The organism is Stenotrophomonas sp. TWI273 (assembly GCF_039674765.1).
Taxonomy (GTDB): Bacteria; Pseudomonadota; Gammaproteobacteria; order Xanthomonadales; family Xanthomonadaceae; genus Stenotrophomonas.
In genome coordinates this window covers 1-17,010 of sequence record NZ_JBDJOA010000026.1, presented here as the reverse complement: position 1 = coordinate 17,010, position 17,010 = coordinate 1, and the positions used below count along the sequence as shown (strand labels likewise).

Sequence of the window (17,010 nt, the reverse complement as noted above, 5' to 3'; positions counted from 1 at the left end):
GCCGCGCATCCCGGGGCCCGTCAAGTATTCGTTAACGCTAGAATTACGTCGCAGGAAAGGTGCTCACGAGCACATTCCATTCCGTTATATGGACCCCCAAGATGATTTCCCTTCGTAACTTCGCCTTGCGCCGTGGCGAGCGGCTGCTGTTGTCCAACGTCGACCTGACCCTGCATGCGGGGTACCGCGTCGGCGTGGTCGGCCGCAATGGCGCCGGCAAGTCCAGCCTGTTCGCCGCCGTGAAGGGCGAGCTGGAGGCGGACAAGGGCGACGTCGATCTGCCCGGCAAGATCCGCATCGCCAGCGTGGCCCAGGAAACCCCGTCGCTGCCGGATCCGGCGCTGCAGTTCGTGCTGGAGGGCGACACCGAGGTGGCCGCCGTCATGCGTGAAGAGGCGGAAGCCGCGGCGCGTGAAGACTGGGAAGCGGTGGCCACCGCCCACCAGCGCATGGCCGAGATCGGTGCCTATGACGCCGAGGCGCGCGCCGGCAAGCTGCTGCACGGCCTGGGCTTCCCGGCCGAAACCCACTCGCGCGCGGTCTCCTCGTTCTCCGGCGGCTGGCGCGTGCGCCTGAACCTGGCGCGCGCGCTGATGATGCCCAGCGACCTGCTGCTGCTCGATGAACCGACCAACCACTTGGATCTGGACGCCGTGTTCTGGCTGGAACAGTGGCTGCTCAAGTACCCGGGCACCCTGCTGCTGATCTCGCATGACCGCGAGTTCCTGGACAACGTGGCCACCCACACCCTGCATCTGCACGGTGGCGGCGCCAAGCTGTACGTCGGCGGCTATACCGATTTCGAGCGCCAGCGCGCCGAACAGCTGCGCCAGCAGCAGCTCGCCCACGACAAGGAACAGGCCGAGCGCGCGCATCTGCAGAGCTTCATCGATCGCTTCAAGGCGCAGGCCAGCAAGGCCGCGCAGGCACAGAGCCGCATGAAGCGCCTGGCCAAGCTGGCCGGTACCGAAGCGGTGCGTGCCGAGCGCGAGTTCCGCATCGAGTTCGCGCCGCCGGCCAAACTGCCGTTCTCGCTGATCCGCCTGAACCATGTCGAGGCCGGTTACGGCGCCGATTCGGTGATCCTGCACAACGTGGGCTTTGGCCTGGAGGCTGGCCAGCGCATCGGCCTGCTCGGCCCGAACGGTGCCGGTAAGACCACCCTGGTGAAGACCCTGGTGGGCGAACTGGACCCGATCAGCGGCGAGCGCGCCGCGCATCCGGACCTGCGCATCGGGTACTTCGCCCAGCACACGGTGGAGTCGCTGCATGAAGGGCAGTCGCCGATGGAGCACTTCCGCGACCTGGCCCCGGATGCACCGAACCAGTCCTTCCGCGATTTCCTCGGCAAGTGGAACTTCGCCGGCGACCGCGCGTTTGAACCGGTGGACGGCTTCTCCGGTGGCGAACGTGCGCGCCTGGCCCTGGCACTGATCGCCTACCAGCAGCCGAACGTGCTGCTGCTCGACGAACCGACCAACCACTTGGATCTGGAAATGCGCGAAGCGCTGGCCGAAGCACTGGCCGACTTCGAGGGCGCGATCGTGATGGTCTCGCATGACCGCCATCTGATCGGTCTGGTCTGCGACACGTTCTGGCGTGTGGCCGATGGCGTGGTCGAACCGTTCGACGGCGATCTGGATGCCTACGCGGCGTGGCTGCGGTCGCGTCCGGCCGCGCAGGGCACCAAGCAGAAGATGGCCGCGGCGGCCCCGGAGCCGGTGCCGCCGACGCCGCCGCTGCCGCCGAAGAAGCCGGTCAATCCCCACAAACTGGCTGCCGCCGAAGCCAAGGTGGGCGAACTGGAGGCGCTGCTGGCCGACCTGGACCGCGAGCTGGCCAACCCGGCCAACTACGCCGATGCGACCCGCATGGCAGTCCTCGGCCGCGATCGTGAAGCCACCGCGACCCTGCTCAGCAAGGCCGAGCAGACGTGGATGGAATTGCTGGACGCGTAAACGGCATGCCGACCACCGGTCGGCATCTCCCTGGCACCCTCAGGCAACCGGTAGGTGCCGACCGTTGGTCGGCACATCGTCCTGCGCCTCCAGCCATTCCCGGAACCGCCGCGCCGCGTCGCTCTCGGCGCGCGAGCGCAGCCGCGTCAACCAATACCTGCCCAGATCCAGGGTCTGCGCGAAGGGTTGGATCAAGCGCCCTTGGGCAAGATCCTGCTCGAACATCTTCAACGGCAACAGCGCCACGCCCGCACCTGCGGCGGCGGCACTGGCCAGCGTCAGGGACGAATCAAACACCGGCCCACGCGCGTCCAGTTCCGGCGCGCCAGCGGCCTGCAGCCAGCGTGGCCACTCGTCGCTGCGGTAGGAGCGCAATAACGCCACGTTCGCCAGATCGCGCGGCTGCCGCAGCGTACGTGCCAACGCAGGTGCACACAGCGGCGCAAACGGGGCATCCAGTACGGCATCGCTGACCTGCCCCTGCCAGTCGCCATCACCGAACCGGATCGCCAGGTCCAGCCCTTCACCGGCCAGATCGATGCGGTTGTTATGGGTCTGCAGGCGCAGCTCGATATCCGGATGGCGCGCGTTGAAATCCCCCAGGCGCGGCAGCAGCCAACCCGTGGCGAACGTGCCGACCACGCCCACGCTCAACACTTCGCGGAAATGCCCGCCGACGAACCGGTCCAGGCTGACCGCGATGCGGTCGAAGGCCTCGTTGAGCACCGGATACAGGCGGGCGCCTTCATCGGTCAGGGCGACCCCGCGCGGCAAGCGGGTGAAAAGCGACACGCCCAGCCGGTCCTCCAGTGCGCGGATCTGATGGCTCAGCGCGGCCTGGCTGACGCACAGCTCCAGGGCGGCGCGGGTGAAATTCTGGTGCCGTGCAGCGGCCTCGAAGGCGCGCAGGGCATTGAGCGGCAGCTGGGGGCGGAGCATGGGCGAGCCGTGAGCAGGGATGATGCATCTTCGCACTGAGGGGCTGCTGCGGCGAGCGGCGTGCAGAGATGACGCTGTTTTCCGCGTTCATTCCCGGCAGGGGGATCAGAAGGTATGAGATCAAGTAATGACTTCCGCTGAAAATCCTCGCTGGTGGAGGCGCGGCGACCTGCCAATACTCAGGCCTTCGCCAAGGAGAACCCCATGATCGCTCGACGACAGTTCCTGCAATGGACCGGCGCGGCCGCCGCGTCTGCATTGGCCGCCACCGCCTTCGCCAAGACGCCGCTGCCCTCACCGCAACCGGCCGTCGCGGCGAAAGACTTCGCAGCGTTGGAAACAGCAAGCGGCGGGCGCCTCGGCGTGACCCTGCTCAATACCGGCACCGGCTGGCGTACCGGCAACCGCCAGGACGAACGTTTCCCGATGTGCAGCACCTTCAAGTTCGTGTTGTCCGCTGCGGTGCTGCACCTGGCCGACCAGGGCAGGCTCTCGCTGGACCAGCGCGTGCCCGTGCGCCAGCCGGACATGCTCTCGCATGCGCCGGTGACCACGCGGCACCTAGGCAAGGATCTCACCGTGCGCGACCTGTGCCGGGCGACCATGATCACCAGCGACAACCCCGCTGCGAACCTGCTGCTGGGCAGGGTGGGCGGGCCGGCCGGCGTGACCGCCTTCCTGCGGGCCAACGGTGATGCGGTGACCCGTAATGACCGGCTCGAGCCGGAGATGAACCGCTTCGCCCCCGGCGACCCGCGCGACACCACCAGCCCGGCGGCGATGGCGGCCAGCCTGCAGCGCTTCGTGCTCGGTGACGTACTCACGTCCGCCTCGAAACAGCAGCTGGCGGATTGGTTGATCGACAACGAAACCGGCGATGCGCGATTGCGCGCCGGGTTGTCCAAGGCGTGGCGGGTGGGTGACAAGACCGGCAGCAATGGCGAGGACACCACCAATGACATCGCCATTCTGTGGCCGCTCGCCGGCGGTGCACCGTGGGTGCTGACCAGCTACCTGCAGGGCGCGACGGTGGATGATGCCGGTCGTAACGACGTGCTGCGCCAGGTGGCGGTGATCGCCGAAGGCATCATCCAGCGCGCCGGGTAGGCGATGCCGCCCGGGAGGCACCGACCGTTGGTCGGCGCGCACACGGTAGTGCCGGCCGCTGGCCGGCAACCCATGAAACCGGCACCGCCCGCAGCCGGCACCGCCTGGAGCCGGCCAGCGGCCGGCACTACCCGTACAGCGTCAGCCTTCGGCGTGGCTGTTGCGCACCGCATCCAGGAAATCCCGGCCCCAGCGATCCACGTCGTAATACTCCACGCTGCCGAACAGCTGGCGCATGCGCCCGGTGGCTTCATCGTCGGGCATCGACAAGGCCTGCAACAGGCCGGCGGTGAGATCGGCCGGGTCATGCGGATTGGTCAGCACCGCGCCCTTCAGCTCGGCCGCCGCACCGGCGAATTCGCTGAGCACCAGCACGCCGTTGCTGCCCTCGATGCCCTGCGTGGCCACGAACTCCTTGGACACCAGGTTCAAGCCATCGCGCAGCGGGGTGATCCACATCACCTGTGCGGCGGCGTAGTGCGCCACCACCTCTTCGAACGGCAATGCCTGGGCGAAGAACCGCACCGGGGTCCAGTCCAGCCGCGAGAAGCGCCCGTTGATCCGCCCCACCGCCTGCTCGATCTGGTTCTGCAGCGTGCGGTAGATGGTCATCTCGCGTGCGGCCGGTACGCAGATCATCAGCAGGGTGACCTTGCCCTGGCGATCCGGATGCTGCTCCAGCAACCGCTCGAACGCCTCCAGCTTGGCCAGCGTGCCCTTGGTGTAATCCAGGCGCTCCACTGACAGCACCAGCTTGCGCGCGCCGATCTCGCGGCGCAGCTTGAAGATGTCATTGCGCACGTCGCTGCGTGCGAGCACGTTGTGGATGCGGCGCAGATCGGTGCCGACCGGGTGCGCACCGAGGGCGACTTCGCGGTCGCCCACGCGCAGGCGCGTGGTCATCGTGTCCAGGCCCACTGCGCACCCGTAGGTGAGAAAACGCGGGGCGCAGCTTTCCCACGCCAGACGCTCGGCCGGCATCGCGCCGCGCACGACGTCCACGAAGTTCTCCACCTGTCGCGGAATGTGGAAGCCGATGTAGTCGCAGCTGAGCAGGCTGCCGATGATCTCGCGGCGCCAGGGCACCACATTGAATACATCCGCCGACGGGAAGTAGGTGTGGTGGAAAAAGGCGATCTTCAGGTCCGGGCGCAGCTCGCGCAGCGTGGCCGGCACCATCCACAGGTTGTAGTCGTGGATCCACACGGTCGCGCCATGCGCGGCTTCGGCGGCGGTGGCCTCGGCGAACTTGCGGTTGACCTTCAGGAAGACTTGCCAGTCTTCTTCGCGGAATTTCGCGCGTTCCCAGAACACGTGCAGCATCGGCCAGAACGCTTCCTTGGAGAAGCGCTTGTAGAAGATGTCCACTTCCTGTTTGCTCAGCGGCACGCGCGCGGCGGTCAGGGTGGGGTAACGCTCGGCATCCACTGCCAGGTGGGTCTGGAACGGACCGCGCTTGGGCTCATCGATTCCCCAGGCGACCCAGGACCCCTTCTGGCCGCCTTCGAAGAAGCTCAGCAGCGAGGGGATGATGCCGTTGGGCGAGCGCGGCGGGCGCTGCACCAGCACGCCATCTTCCATCACTTCATCGAAGGGCAGGCGGTGATAGACCATCACCAGGTCGGCGCCATCGGCGCGCGCCTGCGGCGGTGGGCGCAGGAAGGGATCGTCATCGGCGAGCAGGCCGAAATGTTCGATCGCTTCGAGGATGCCGCCGCACCCCGGCGCCTGTGCATGGAAGGTGTGCTTCAGGTCGGCCGTCGCGGCGGTCAGCGCCGGCTCCGAATCGCCCACGCACACCCCGCGGAAACCGGAGGTGTACATCGACAGGTCATTGAGGGTATCGCCGGCCACCAGGATGCGATCGCGCGGCAGTTCCAGCAGGCGCGCAAGCGCGGCCAGGGTGCGGCCCTTGTCGGTATCAGGCGGCAGGATGTCCAGATAGCGGTCGGCCGAATACAGCACATCGCAGCCCAGCGCCTGCGCGGCGGCCTGGATCTGCGAGCGCAGCGGCGCCAGCGTGTCGGGATCGCAGAAGTACGAGCAGCGGCGTTCCTGCGGCACGTCCTGGCGCTGCAGCGCGGTGAACGGACGCATCGCGGCGGCGACCACCTGCTCGCCCGGCCAGTGCGCGTCGATCATCGATTGCAGGGGCTGCATCGGCTGCAGGGTGTGGCCGTCGACGACGGTGGCACCGACATCGCAGACCACGTAATCCGGGCGCGGAATGGCCGGATCGGAGAGCAGGGGCATCACCGCTTCCAGGCCGCGGCCGGTGATGAAGATCAGGCGGATACCCGGGTGCTGGTCGACCAGCCGGTAGAGCCGATGACGCGCGGCGGGATCGCCGGCGAGGAAGGTGCCATCCAGATCGGTGGCGAGGATCAATTGCGGGGCCGGCGGCGCCGGCGGTGTACGGGTTGGAGTGAGGGAGGTCGGTGTCGAAACAGTCAATGCACTTCCTTATCGGAGTCAGAGGGGAGGGGGATATCGGGATCCGGCGGCGCGGTGTCGGTCTCGGGCATCAGTTCCAGCGCCGAGGGGGTGGTGCGCAGCATCAGCCGGAAGCCGACCGGATGCGTGCGCAGCCGCTGGAAGCTGAGCAGGCGCGCGGTGGTGAACAGCGCCAGCAGCATCAGCACCACCGCGAAGTACAGCGGCAGTGCAGGCGCGCCGAACTGCTGCATCGCCGCGCCCGCCAACGCGGGGCCGAGCGCGGCGCCCACGCCATGGACCAGCAGCAGGCTGGAGCAGCCCGAGAGCAGATCTTCGCGCGGCAGGTAATCGAGCATGTGCGCGACCGCGAAGGGATACAGCGCGAAGGCCAGCCCGCCATAGAAGAAAAACAGGCCGAACAGCAGATGGGTCTGCGCCTGGATCATCGGCAGCGAGGCCACCACGGCGATACCCGCCGCGGCCAGGCTCAGCGCGACCAGTCCGGTGCGGCGGTCATGCCCGTCGCTGATGTGACCCAATGGCCATTGCAGCAACGCGCCACCGGCGATGGCGGTCAGCATGAACATCGCGACGCCATTGCCGTCCAGGCCGACCTCGCCGGCGTAGACCGGCAGCAGGCCCCAGAATGCGCCCATCGCCAGGCCGGAGAGGCCGGCGGCAACCGTCGCCACCGGTGCCATCGCATACAGCCGCGCCAGTTTCAGGCGCGGCACCGAGGGAATCTCCGGCGGGCGCAGGCGCGTAGCGGTGACCGGCAACACTGCCGCGCAGACCAGGATCGCGGTAAGCATGAACATCGAGGTCGCGCCGGCGTCGCCAAGCATCAGCAGCACCTGGCCCAGGGCCAGTGCCGAGAGGTTGACCACCATGTAGAGCGAGAAAGCACGGCTGCGCAGGCGCGGGTCGGGCTCGGCGTTGAGCCAGCTCTCGATCACGGTGTAAAGGCCCACCAGCGCGATGCCGGTAAGGATGCGCAGCACGCCCCAACCCACGGGATTGATCCACAGAGGGTGCAGCAGCACCGCGATGGCGGCGAGGGCGGCAAAGAAGGCAAACGCACGGATATGGCCGATGCGGCCGATCAGCGAGGGGGCGAAGAAGGTGCCGATGAAAAAACCGGCGAAATAGCCGGACATCACCAACCCCAACGTGCCGGCACCGAAGCCGGCTTCACCACCGCGCACCGCCAGCAATGTGCCGAGCAGGCCGCTGCCGGTCAGCAGCAGCGCCACACCGGCGAGCAGGGCGGTCAGCCGCAACATGCGTGCGCCCTTCGTGGGGAAGAAGGCGAACAAGTCACGTGATTGACCATACCACAGCGGGTATGAAGCCCCTGTTGCAGCGCAGGCGATGGGTGTGCGTGCGTGACGATGCAGCGGGTCGTCCGGTTTGCGCTGGTCGTTCGCGCCCGTTAGGGTGGGGGCATGAATGTAGTCAAACTCCTTCCTTTCGCCGCTGCGCTGGCGATCACCGCGTGCAGCGGTTCGAACGACACGGTCGGCCATGATGTCTCGATGGCGCCGTCCGATGCGTTCATGTCTGCCGTGGCCGCGCACTGCGGCAAAGCGTTCGAAGGCCGCATCGCGGTCAACGAGCCCAAGACCGATGCGCCCGATCCTTTCGAGGGCAAACGGCTGGTGATGCACGTGCGTGGCTGCGAGGACCCGGCGCATGAGCTGCGGATTCCCTTCCATGTCGGTGATGACCATTCACGGACCTGGGTGCTCACCCGCACCGAGCATGGGCTGCGGCTCAAGCACGATCATCGCCACGAGGACGGCAGTCCTGATGCGGTCACGATGTACGGTGGCGACAGCAAGCCGCCAGGCACCGCGCAACGCCAGTCATTCCCGGTCGATTCGGACTCGGTGGCGATGTTCCGCAAGGCGGACATGCTCGCCTCGGTGCAGAACACCTGGGCAATGGAAGTGGAGCCGGACCAGCGCTTCGTCTACGAATTGACCCGCCCGGGCGGGCGCCACTTCCAGGTGGTGTTCGACCTGAGCAAGCCGGTGGCACTGCCGCCGGCGCCGTGGGGCAGTGAGACGCCTGCGCCGTAACGCAGCGCGGTAATGCCGGCCGCGGGCCGGCGTCACCGCGAGCGTGCCGACCAACGGTCGGCACCTACCACAAGGGGAACGCTCAGCGCGCCCCGAACCGGGCGCGGCACCCGCCGCTGACCCACAGGCTGCCATTGCTGTAGCCCCAGCTGCGGCCTTCCACGCAGGCCGTGCCCGACAACTGCTGCACCAGGGCCGGGCGACCCTGACGGGCATCCCAGGCACAGGTCTGCTGGCGCTTGTCGTTGCTGCTGCAGGTCACGCTGTAATTGCTGTTGCCGCCACCGCCCCCCCAGTTGCCGCCGCTGTTGCCACGCGCTTCGGCGAACTCGCCGCGGCAGCCGCGATTGACCCAGATTGCCCCATTGCGCACGCCCCAGGTCTGGCCCTCGACACACGCCGTACCGGAGATCTGGCGAACCAGGGTGGCGTTGCGCCAGCTGGTGTTGCAGGTGCGCTCGCGGTTGTCCTGGCTCTCGCAGCGGATCGTCGCGCCGGTGCCGCCACCGCCGCCCCAGTTGCCGCCATTGCCACGGCCCTCGACGAATTCGGCCCGGCAGCCGCCACTGACCCAGACCGTCCCGTTGCGCGAGCCCCAGTTGCGGCCCTCGGTACAGGTCGTCCCGGAGATCTGGCGGGACAGCCGGGCACTGCGCCAGCCGGTATTGCAGACCCGCTCGCGGTTGTCCTGGCTTTCGCAGCGGACCGTGCCGGTGTTGCCGGGGCCGTTGCCGCCGCCATTCCAGCCACCCCCGTTGCCGTTGCCGTTGCCGCGCAGCGACGTGGCGATGTCCTGCTTGATGCGGGAGAAGTTCCAGCCCGAATTGACCTGGGCCAGGTAGAAGCGCAGCTGGTCATCCGGGATCCGGCGGCCATTGGACTGGTCGGCGTATTCCTGGGTGATGACCCGGCTGCGGTCGGAGGAGGACAGCTGCGACAGATTTTCCGGGGCATAGGCCCGGGTACTCATCTGGGCGTGCAGGGCCGGGGCCATACAGGCCAGGGCAAGGGTGAGGCAGACGGTGCTCAGACGGCGTTGCATGGCGACATCCCCGTGCGGTCGTTGGTGCGCGGACTATAGGAATGGCCCCGGTTCAGAGCGTGTGATGCCGGGCTGCAGCGCCCGGATTTGCCCCGCCGGGCTGGCGGCCGCAGAATAACGGGCTTTCCGGCGCAGCTTGGCGCCGGCACTCTCCTGCGGAGCTTTACCCCCATGCGTACCCACTTCTGTGGCCTGGTCGACGAGACCCTGATTGGCCAAACCGTAACCCTCGCCGGCTGGACCGACGTTGCCCGCAACCAGGGCGGCGTGGTCTTCATCGATCTGCGTGATCATGAAGGCATCGTGCAGGTGACGGTAGAAGTCGACAACGCCGCTGTATTCGCCGTGGCCGCCAGCCTGGGCTACGAAGACGTGCTGCAGGTGGAAGGCGTGGTGCGCGCGCGCCACGCGGCCAACGACAAGCTCCGCACCGGCAACGTGGAAGTGATCGCCACGGCCATCACCATCCTCAACAAGGCCGAGCCGCTGCCGTTCCACGCGCACGAGAACCCGGGCGAAGAAACCCGCCTGAAGTACCGTTACCTGGATCTGCGCCGCCCGGAAATGCAGCGCATGCAGCGCACCCGCATCAAGCTGGTGCAGGCCCTGCGCCGCCACCTGGACGCCACCGGCTTCCAGGACATCGAAACCCCGATCCTGACCAAGGCCACCCCGGAAGGCGCCCGCGACTTCCTGGTGCCGGCGCGCATGCACCCGGGCGAGTTCTACGCCCTGCCGCAGAGCCCGCAGCTGTTCAAGCAGATCCTGATGGTGGCCGGCTTCGACCGTTACTACCAGATCGCGCGCTGCTTCCGCGACGAGGCCCTGCGTGCCGACCGCCAGCTGGAATTCACCCAGCTGGACATGGAGTTCGCCTTCGTGCGCGAGCGCGATGTGCAGGACTTCGTGGAAACCATGATCCGCGCCATCTTCAAGGAAGTGGTCGATGTGGAGCTGGCCGCCAGCTTCCCGCGCATGACCTGGGCCGAAGCGATGCGTCGCTATGGCTCGGACAAGCCGGACCTGCGCATCGCGCTGGAGCTGGTGGACGTGGCCGAGCTGGTCAAGACCAGTGAGTTCCCGGTGTTCACCGCCGCCGCCAATGATGCCGACGGCCGCGTGGCCGCGCTGCGCATCCCCGGCGGTGCCACGCTGAGCCGCAAGCAGATCGACGAGTACGCCGCGCATGCCGCCAAGTACGGCGCCAAGGGCCTGGCCTACATCAAGATCAGCGAGAGCGGCGACGTCAGCTCGCCGATCGCCAAGTTCTTCAGCGACGAGGCCTTCGCCGCGCTGGTCGCCCAGGTGGGCGCCGGCAATGGCGACATCGTGTTCTTCGGCGCCGGTGGCTACAACAAGGTCTCCGACTTCATGGGCGCGCTGCGCCTGAAGGCCGGCAAGGACTTCAACCTGGTCGCCGCCGGCTGGGCACCGCTGTGGGTCACCGATTTCCCGATGTTCGAGTACGACGACGAAGCCCAGCGCTACGTCGCCCTGCATCACCCCTTCACCGCGCCGGCAGTGGATGACATCGCCGATCTGCGCGCCAACGCCAGGACCGCCGTATCGCGCGGCTATGACATGGTGCTCAACGGCAACGAGATCGGCGGTGGTTCGATCCGTATCCACCGCTCGGACATGCAGAGCGCGGTATTCGACCTGCTGGGCATCGGGGCCGAAGAGGCCGAGGGCAAGTTCGGCTTCCTGCTCGACGCGCTGCGTTTCGGCGCGCCGCCGCACGGTGGCATCGCCTTCGGTATCGACCGTATCGCCGCGCTGATGGCCGGTACCGAGTCGATCCGCGACGTCATCCCGTTCCCGAAGACCACCGGCGCGCAGTGCCTGATGACCGGTGCCCCGTCGCCGATCCCGGACGAGCAGCTGGCGGAAGTGCACGTCCAGGTCCGTCCGCGCGCGGTCAAGGAATAAGCCGGCAAGTGCCGGCCATGGGCCGGCGTGGGGTGCGGCAGGTACCGGCCGGAGGTCGGTGCCGGGCCGTGGGTGGCGCCCGTGATGATCGAAAACGTTGATCGTCACGCGGCGCCATCGCCGCAGCGTTCAGGTAAATTGACGGCTCCCGCCGATGCCGATGCTCCCGCCGTGACCCCAGGCCGTTACACCATCCGCCGCGCCACCCCGGACGATGCCCAGACCCTGTCGGTGCTGGCCGCGCGTACCTTCGTGGAAACCTTCGGCCATCTGTACCCGCCCGAGGACCTGCAGGCCTTCCTCGACGAGGCCTACCCGGCGCAGCGCCAGCGCATCATCCTCGAACACCCTGATTACGCGGTCTGGCTGCTGGAGCTGGACGGTGTTGCCGTGGGCCACGCCGCAGCCGGCCCCTGTGGACTGCCGCATGCCGAGGTGCAGCCCGGCGATGGCGAGCTCAAGCGCCTGTACCTGATCAAGGACCAGCAGAGCTGTGGCTGGGGCAGTCGTCTGTTCGAAACCGCGCTGGCCTGGCTGGAACGCGAGGGCCCGCGCACGGTGTGGCTGGGGGTGTGGTCGGAAAACTTCGGTGCACAGCGCTTCTACGCCCGCTACGGCTTCAGCAAGGTCGGCACCTACGCGTTCCCGGTGGGCAAGGTGCTCGACCTGGAGTTCATCCTGCGCCGCCCGCCAACGGCCGCCTGAGCCGGATCCTGAAGGGCCGCGACGGCTTCACCTGCCGTTGTCCGGTCCATTCGTCTAATGACGCTGTTTCCTTCTGCAGGCGCCCCGCCCAACGGGCTAGGCTGACACCATGAATCCCCCTGTTTTACTGCTGCATGGCATCTGGAATGCGCGCGCGTGGGTCGGCCCGCTGGCCTGGCGTCTGCGTGCCCGTGGCTTCGCCGTGGATACCTTCGGGTACTCCAGCGTGTTCGGGGGCCCGGAGGTGGCGGTGCCGCAACTGCTGGAGCGGCTCAAGGACAGCGGCCCGGTCTCGCTGGTCGGGCACAGCCTGGGCGGACTGGTCGCGCTGGAGGCGCTGCGGCGCGCGCCGGACCTGCCGGTGTCGCGGGTGGTCTGCCTCGGCTCCCCGTTGCGTGGCAGTGTGACCGCGCGCTCGCTGAGCGATCACGGCTGGTCGCTGGCGCTGGGGCGCAGCTCGGAACTGCTGCTGGATGGCCTGCCGGCCTGGGAGGGCAGGGCGCAGGTCGGCCTGATCGCCGGCTCCGTCCCGCACGGGCTGGGCAGCCTGCTGGGCGCCTGTGGCGATGCCTCCGATGGCACCGTGGCGCTGGATGAGACGCAGTTGCCGGGCCTGGCCGACCACTGCGTGATCCCGGCCAGCCACAGCGGGCTGGTATTCTCGCCGGATGCCGCGCGCCAGACCGCCGCCTTCCTGCGCGATGGCCGGTTCCGCCGGGACGACGCGGCCCACGCCGCCTGATCGGGCCCGGCACTGACACGGGCAGGCCGGCGGATCAGGTAGAATTCGCGCCCTGTTCCTGACAGAAACACGAGAGTCACCCCATGGGTAGAGGCCCCTCCATCGAGAACCGCAAAAACGCGTCTGACGCGAAGCGCGGCAAGATTTTCACCAAGATCATCCGCGAGATCGGCGTTGCCGCGCGCGGCGGTGGAGGCGACCCCAACAACAACCCGCGCCTGCGGGTGGCCATGGACAAGGGCCTGTCGTCGAACATGTCCAAGGACGTGATCGAGCGCGCCATCAAGAAGGCGACCGGTGAGCTGGAAGGCGTCGAGTACGAAGAGATCCGCTACGAGGGCTATGCCCCCGGTGGCGTGGCCGTGATCGTGGACTGCCTGACCGACAACCGCGTGCGCACCGTGGCCGATGTCCGCCATGCGTTCAGCAAGTGCGGCGGCAACATGGGCACGGAAGGCTCGGTGTCGTTCATGTTCAAGCGCCTGGGCGTGCTGCACTTCGGCGCCGGTGCGGACGAAGAAGCCGTGACCGAGGCGGCGATCGAGGCCGGCGCGGACGACATCGTGGTCTACCCGGAAGACGGGGCGATCGACGTGGTCACCGCGGCCGACAGCTACCACGCTGTCAAGGATGCGATGGAGGCCGCCGGGTTCACCCCGGACCATGCTGAAATCACCTACCGCGCCGACAACGACATCAAGGTCGAAGGCGACACCGCTTTGCAGGTCAAGAAGCTGCTGGACATGCTCGAAGACCTGGACGATGTGCAGGACGTGTTCTCCAACGCCGAGCTCGGCGCGGACGCCTACGCCTGAGCAGGCGCTTCACCGGTCGCTTTGCGCGACCGGTGAGCGGACAATGCGGACCATGATGACTCCCGCCGTTCCCTGTTATCCCCGCCGCATGTGTCCCTTCCGGGCCACGGGCGGCCGTGTGCGTGCCGCATGACCCGCATTCTCGGCATCGACCCCGGTTCGCAGCGCACCGGGGTGGGCATCATTGATGTGGACGCCGCCGGCAAGGTGGTGCATGTGCATCACCTGCCGCTGGTGCTGCTGGGCGCGGATGACTTCCCGCAGCGGATGAAGCTGCTGGTGGTCGGCCTGACCGCCCTGGTCGAGGAATACCGCCCCGACGAAGTGGCCATCGAAAAGGTGTTCATGGCGCGCAACCCGGATTCGGCCTTGAAGCTGGGCCAGGCGCGCGGCGCCGCCATCTCGGCCGTGGTGATGCGCGACCTGCCGGTCAGCGAGTACGCCGCCACCGAGATCAAGCTGGCCGTGGTCGGCCGCGGTGGCGCGGAAAAACAACAGGTCCAACACATGGTCGGGCTCATGCTCAACCTGAAAACCAAGCTGCAGGCCGACGCTGCCGATGCGTTGGCCGTGGCGATCACCCACGCCCACGTCCGGGCGACGGCGTTGCGCCTGGGCGTCAATGCCCGCCAGGCCTGGAGCCGGAAATGAGGAACACTGCATGATTGGTCGTCTGCGCGGGATCGTGGCCTACAAGGCGCCGCCGTGGCTGATGGTGGACGTCAATGGCGTCGGCTATGAGCTGGAGGCGCCCATGAGCACCTTCTACGATCTGCCCGAGCTGGGCCGCGAGGTCACCCTGTTCACCCATTACGCGCAGAAGGAAGACAGCGTCTCGCTGTACGGTTTCCTGCGCGAGGGTGAGCGCCGCCTGTTCCGCGATGTGCAGAAGGTCAGCGGGATCGGCGCCAAGATCGCGTTGGCCGTGCTCTCCGGGGTCAGCGTGGACGAGTTCGCGCGCATGCTGCAGGCCGGTGACATCACCGCGCTGACCCGCATCCCGGGCATCGGCAAGAAGACCGCCGAGCGCATGGTGCTGGAGCTGCGCGACCGCGCGGCCCATTTCGGTGGCGGCGGCGCGCCGATCGCCGGTGCGGCACCGGCCACCGATCCGGTCTCCGAGGCGACCGTGGCCCTGCAGCAGCTGGGCTACAAGCCGACCGAGGCCGCGCGCATGGCGCGCGATGCCAATGCCGAGGGTGACGATGTCGCCACGGTGATCCGCAAGGCCCTGCAGGCCGCGCTGCGCTGAGCCGCGCGCCTGCCATTTCCTGACACCGACACCACCGACCGCGTCCGCCCGGAGCCTCATGTCCACCACTTCCCCCCAGCACAGCGACGGCCAGGCCCCGCACGGCCACGCGCCCGCGGCCGGCGGCATGGCGCTGATGATCGGCGCCATCGGCGTGGTGTTCGGCGACATCGGCACCAGCCCGCTGTACACGCTGAAAGAAGCGTTCTCCCCGCACTACGGTCTCAACAGCGACCATGACACCGTGCTGGGCGTGCTGTCGCTGGCGTTCTGGGCACTGAACATCGTGGTGACGCTCAAGTACGTCACCATCATCATGCGCGCCGACAACGATGGCGAGGGCGGCATCATGGCGCTGATGGCGTTGACCCAGCGCACGCTGCGCAACGGGTCGCGCTCGGCCTATGTGGTCGGCATCCTCGGCATTTTCGGCGCCTCGCTGTTCTTCGGCGATGGCGTGATCACCCCGGCGATCTCCGTGCTGGGTGCGGTCGAGGGCCTGGAGGTCGCGGCCCCGGGCCTGCACAACTTCATCGTGCCGATCACCGTGGTGGTGCTGCTGGCGGTGTTCGCCGTGCAGCGCTTCGGCACGGCCAAGATCGGCAAGCTGTTCGGCCCGATCACCTCGATCTGGTTCATTTCGCTGGCGGCCATCGGCATCTGGAACATCGTCGATGCCCCGGAAGTACTCAAGGCCTTCAACCCGATGTGGGCGCTGCGCTTCTTCATGGAGCACGGCTGGCACGGCATCTTCATCCTCGGCGCGGTGGTGCTGGCGGTGACCGGCGGCGAAGCGCTGTACGCGGACATGGGCCACTTCGGCGCCAAGCCGATCCGCCATGCCTGGTACTACTTCGTGCTGCCATGCCTGGTGCTGAACTACCTGGGGCAGGGCGCCCTGGTGCTGAAGAACCCCGAAGCGGTCAAGAACCCGTTCTTCGAGGCGGTCCCGGAGTGGGGCCTGTACCCGATGATCGTGCTGGCCACGATGGCGGCGGTGATCGCCTCGCAGTCGGTGATCACCGGCGCATTCTCGGTCTCGCGCCAGGCCATGCAGCTGGGCTACATCCCGCGCATGCGCATTACCCATACCTCGCACGACACCATCGGCCAGATCTACATCCCGGGCATCAACTGGGGCATTGCGGTGATGGTGATCGGGCTGGTGCTGGCCTTCCGCAGCTCCTCCAATCTGGCGGTGGCCTACGGTATCTCGGTGTCGGCCACCATGCTGATCGATACCCTGCTGCTGGCGCTGGTCGCGCGCGCGCTGTGGCCGAAGGCACGCAACTGGATCCTGCCGCTGTGCGTGATCTTCTTCGTGATCGACCTGGGCTTCGTGATCGCCAACGGCGCCAAGCTGCTGCAGGGCGCGTGGTTCCCGGTGGTGCTGGGCATCGTGCTGTTCACCATGATGCGCACCTGGCGGCGTGGCCGCGAGCTGCTGCGCGATGAGATCCGCAAGGATGGCATCCGGATCGATACCTTCCTGCCGGGCCTGATGCTGGCTCCGCCGGTGCGGGTACCGGGCACCGCCGTGTTCCTGACCGCCGATCCCTCGGTGGCCCCGCACGCGCTGATGCACAACCTCAAGCACAACAAGGTGCTGCATGAGCGCAACGTGTTCCTGCACGTGGTGACCCTGCCGGTGCCGTACGCGCCCTCTGGCCAGCGCCTGAAGATCGAGTCGGTGGGTGATGAGTTCTATCGGATCTACGTGCGCTTCGGCTTCATGGAGACCCCGGACGTGCCGCTGGCGCTGATGCGCTCGTGCGACCACGGCGGGATCTACTTCGACCCGATGGACACCACGTTCTTCGCCAGCCGCGAGACCATCGTGGCCACCGCCAACCGCGGCATGCCGATCTGGCGCGACAAGCTGTTCGCGCTGATGCACCGGAACGCCGCGCCGGCGACCGGGTTCTTCCGGATTCCGGGTAATCGGCTCGTGGAGCTTGGGGCGCAGGTGGAGATCTAGATCTCCACCTGCGCTGCCCCCGGGTT

The 17,010-nt window shown here is 67.6% G+C and carries 14 protein-coding genes; 10 read left to right on the top strand and 4 right to left on the bottom strand.

Annotated features, from left to right (window positions below; genetic code table 11):
* Positions 1-101 precede the first annotated feature (101 nt).
* On the top strand, positions 102-1,958 hold the full coding sequence (locus ABE571_RS17740) for an ABC-F family ATP-binding cassette domain-containing protein (protein ID WP_313212518.1): 1,857 nt from the start codon (positions 102-104) through the stop codon (positions 1,956-1,958).
* 39 nt (positions 1,959-1,997) lie between these two features.
* Here ABE571_RS17740 and ABE571_RS17735 read toward each other — a convergent pair whose 3' ends face one another.
* Positions 1,998-2,897 carry a LysR family transcriptional regulator gene (locus ABE571_RS17735; RefSeq protein ID WP_313212517.1) on the bottom strand — a complete coding sequence of 300 codons (900 nt, stop codon included), beginning with the start codon at positions 2,895-2,897 and terminating at the stop codon, positions 1,998-2,000.
* Positions 2,898-3,101: 204 nt separating this feature from the next.
* Between ABE571_RS17735 and blaL2 the strand changes: the two genes are divergently transcribed.
* Positions 3,102-4,004 carry a L2 family extended-spectrum class A beta-lactamase gene (gene blaL2 / locus ABE571_RS17730; protein ID WP_346494312.1) on the top strand — a complete coding sequence of 301 codons (903 nt, stop codon included), beginning with the start codon at positions 3,102-3,104 and terminating at the stop codon, positions 4,002-4,004.
* Between the two features lie 141 nt (positions 4,005-4,145).
* On the opposite strand, the gene ggpS is transcribed toward blaL2, so the two are convergent.
* Together ggpS and ABE571_RS17720 are read right to left on the bottom strand one after the other, a co-directional pair.
* Entirely contained in the window at positions 4,146-6,392 is a 2,247-nt protein-coding gene (gene ggpS / locus ABE571_RS17725; RefSeq protein ID WP_346466729.1) for a glucosylglycerol-phosphate synthase, read from the bottom strand.
* A 62-nt stretch (positions 6,393-6,454) separates the two neighbouring features.
* Positions 6,455-7,723, bottom strand: a complete 1,269-nt coding sequence (locus tag ABE571_RS17720) for an MFS transporter (RefSeq protein ID WP_313212515.1) — start codon at positions 7,721-7,723, stop codon at positions 6,455-6,457.
* 162 nt (positions 7,724-7,885) lie between these two features.
* Here ABE571_RS17720 and ABE571_RS17715 point away from each other — a divergent pair, with 162 nt between their 5' ends.
* The gene (locus ABE571_RS17715; RefSeq protein WP_313219719.1) at positions 7,886-8,521 is read left to right on the top strand and encodes a hypothetical protein; all 636 of its coding nucleotides are present in this window, start codon (positions 7,886-7,888) and stop codon (positions 8,519-8,521) included.
* A gap of 82 nt (positions 8,522-8,603) precedes the next feature.
* Here the strand turns inward: ABE571_RS17715 and ABE571_RS17710 are convergent, their stop codons facing one another.
* The gene (locus tag ABE571_RS17710) at positions 8,604-9,563 is read right to left on the bottom strand and encodes a DUF3011 domain-containing protein (protein ID WP_346494310.1); all 960 of its coding nucleotides are present in this window, start codon (positions 9,561-9,563) and stop codon (positions 8,604-8,606) included.
* 171 nt (positions 9,564-9,734) lie between these two features.
* Between ABE571_RS17710 and aspS the strand changes: the two genes are divergently transcribed.
* The 7 genes from aspS to ABE571_RS17675 all read left to right on the top strand — a co-directional run bounded on the left by aspS (position 9,735) and on the right by ABE571_RS17675 (position 16,984).
* Positions 9,735-11,492 (top strand): aspartate--tRNA ligase, encoded by a 1,758-nt coding sequence (gene aspS / locus ABE571_RS17705; RefSeq protein ID WP_313219721.1) that lies wholly within the window; start codon positions 9,735-9,737, stop codon positions 11,490-11,492.
* Between the two features lie 171 nt (positions 11,493-11,663).
* A complete protein-coding gene (locus tag ABE571_RS17700; RefSeq protein WP_313210403.1) occupies positions 11,664-12,197 on the top strand; it encodes a GNAT family N-acetyltransferase in 534 nt (177 codons plus the stop codon).
* A gap of 109 nt (positions 12,198-12,306) precedes the next feature.
* Positions 12,307-12,939, top strand: coding sequence for an alpha/beta fold hydrolase (locus tag ABE571_RS17695; RefSeq protein WP_313219722.1), 633 nt, complete (start codon positions 12,307-12,309; stop codon positions 12,937-12,939).
* An 83-nt stretch (positions 12,940-13,022) separates the two neighbouring features.
* Entirely contained in the window at positions 13,023-13,754 is a 732-nt protein-coding gene (locus tag ABE571_RS17690; protein WP_313210407.1) for a YebC/PmpR family DNA-binding transcriptional regulator, read from the top strand.
* A 129-nt stretch (positions 13,755-13,883) separates the two neighbouring features.
* On the top strand, positions 13,884-14,405 hold the full coding sequence (gene ruvC, locus ABE571_RS17685; protein ID WP_121039160.1) for a crossover junction endodeoxyribonuclease RuvC: 522 nt from the start codon (positions 13,884-13,886) through the stop codon (positions 14,403-14,405).
* Positions 14,406-14,415: 10 nt separating this feature from the next.
* A complete protein-coding gene (gene ruvA / locus ABE571_RS17680) occupies positions 14,416-15,006 on the top strand; it encodes a Holliday junction branch migration protein RuvA (RefSeq protein ID WP_313210410.1) in 591 nt (196 codons plus the stop codon).
* Between the two features lie 127 nt (positions 15,007-15,133).
* A complete protein-coding gene (locus tag ABE571_RS17675) occupies positions 15,134-16,984 on the top strand; it encodes a potassium transporter Kup (RefSeq protein ID WP_313210516.1) in 1,851 nt (616 codons plus the stop codon).
* The last annotated feature ends 26 nt before the right edge of the window (positions 16,985-17,010 follow it).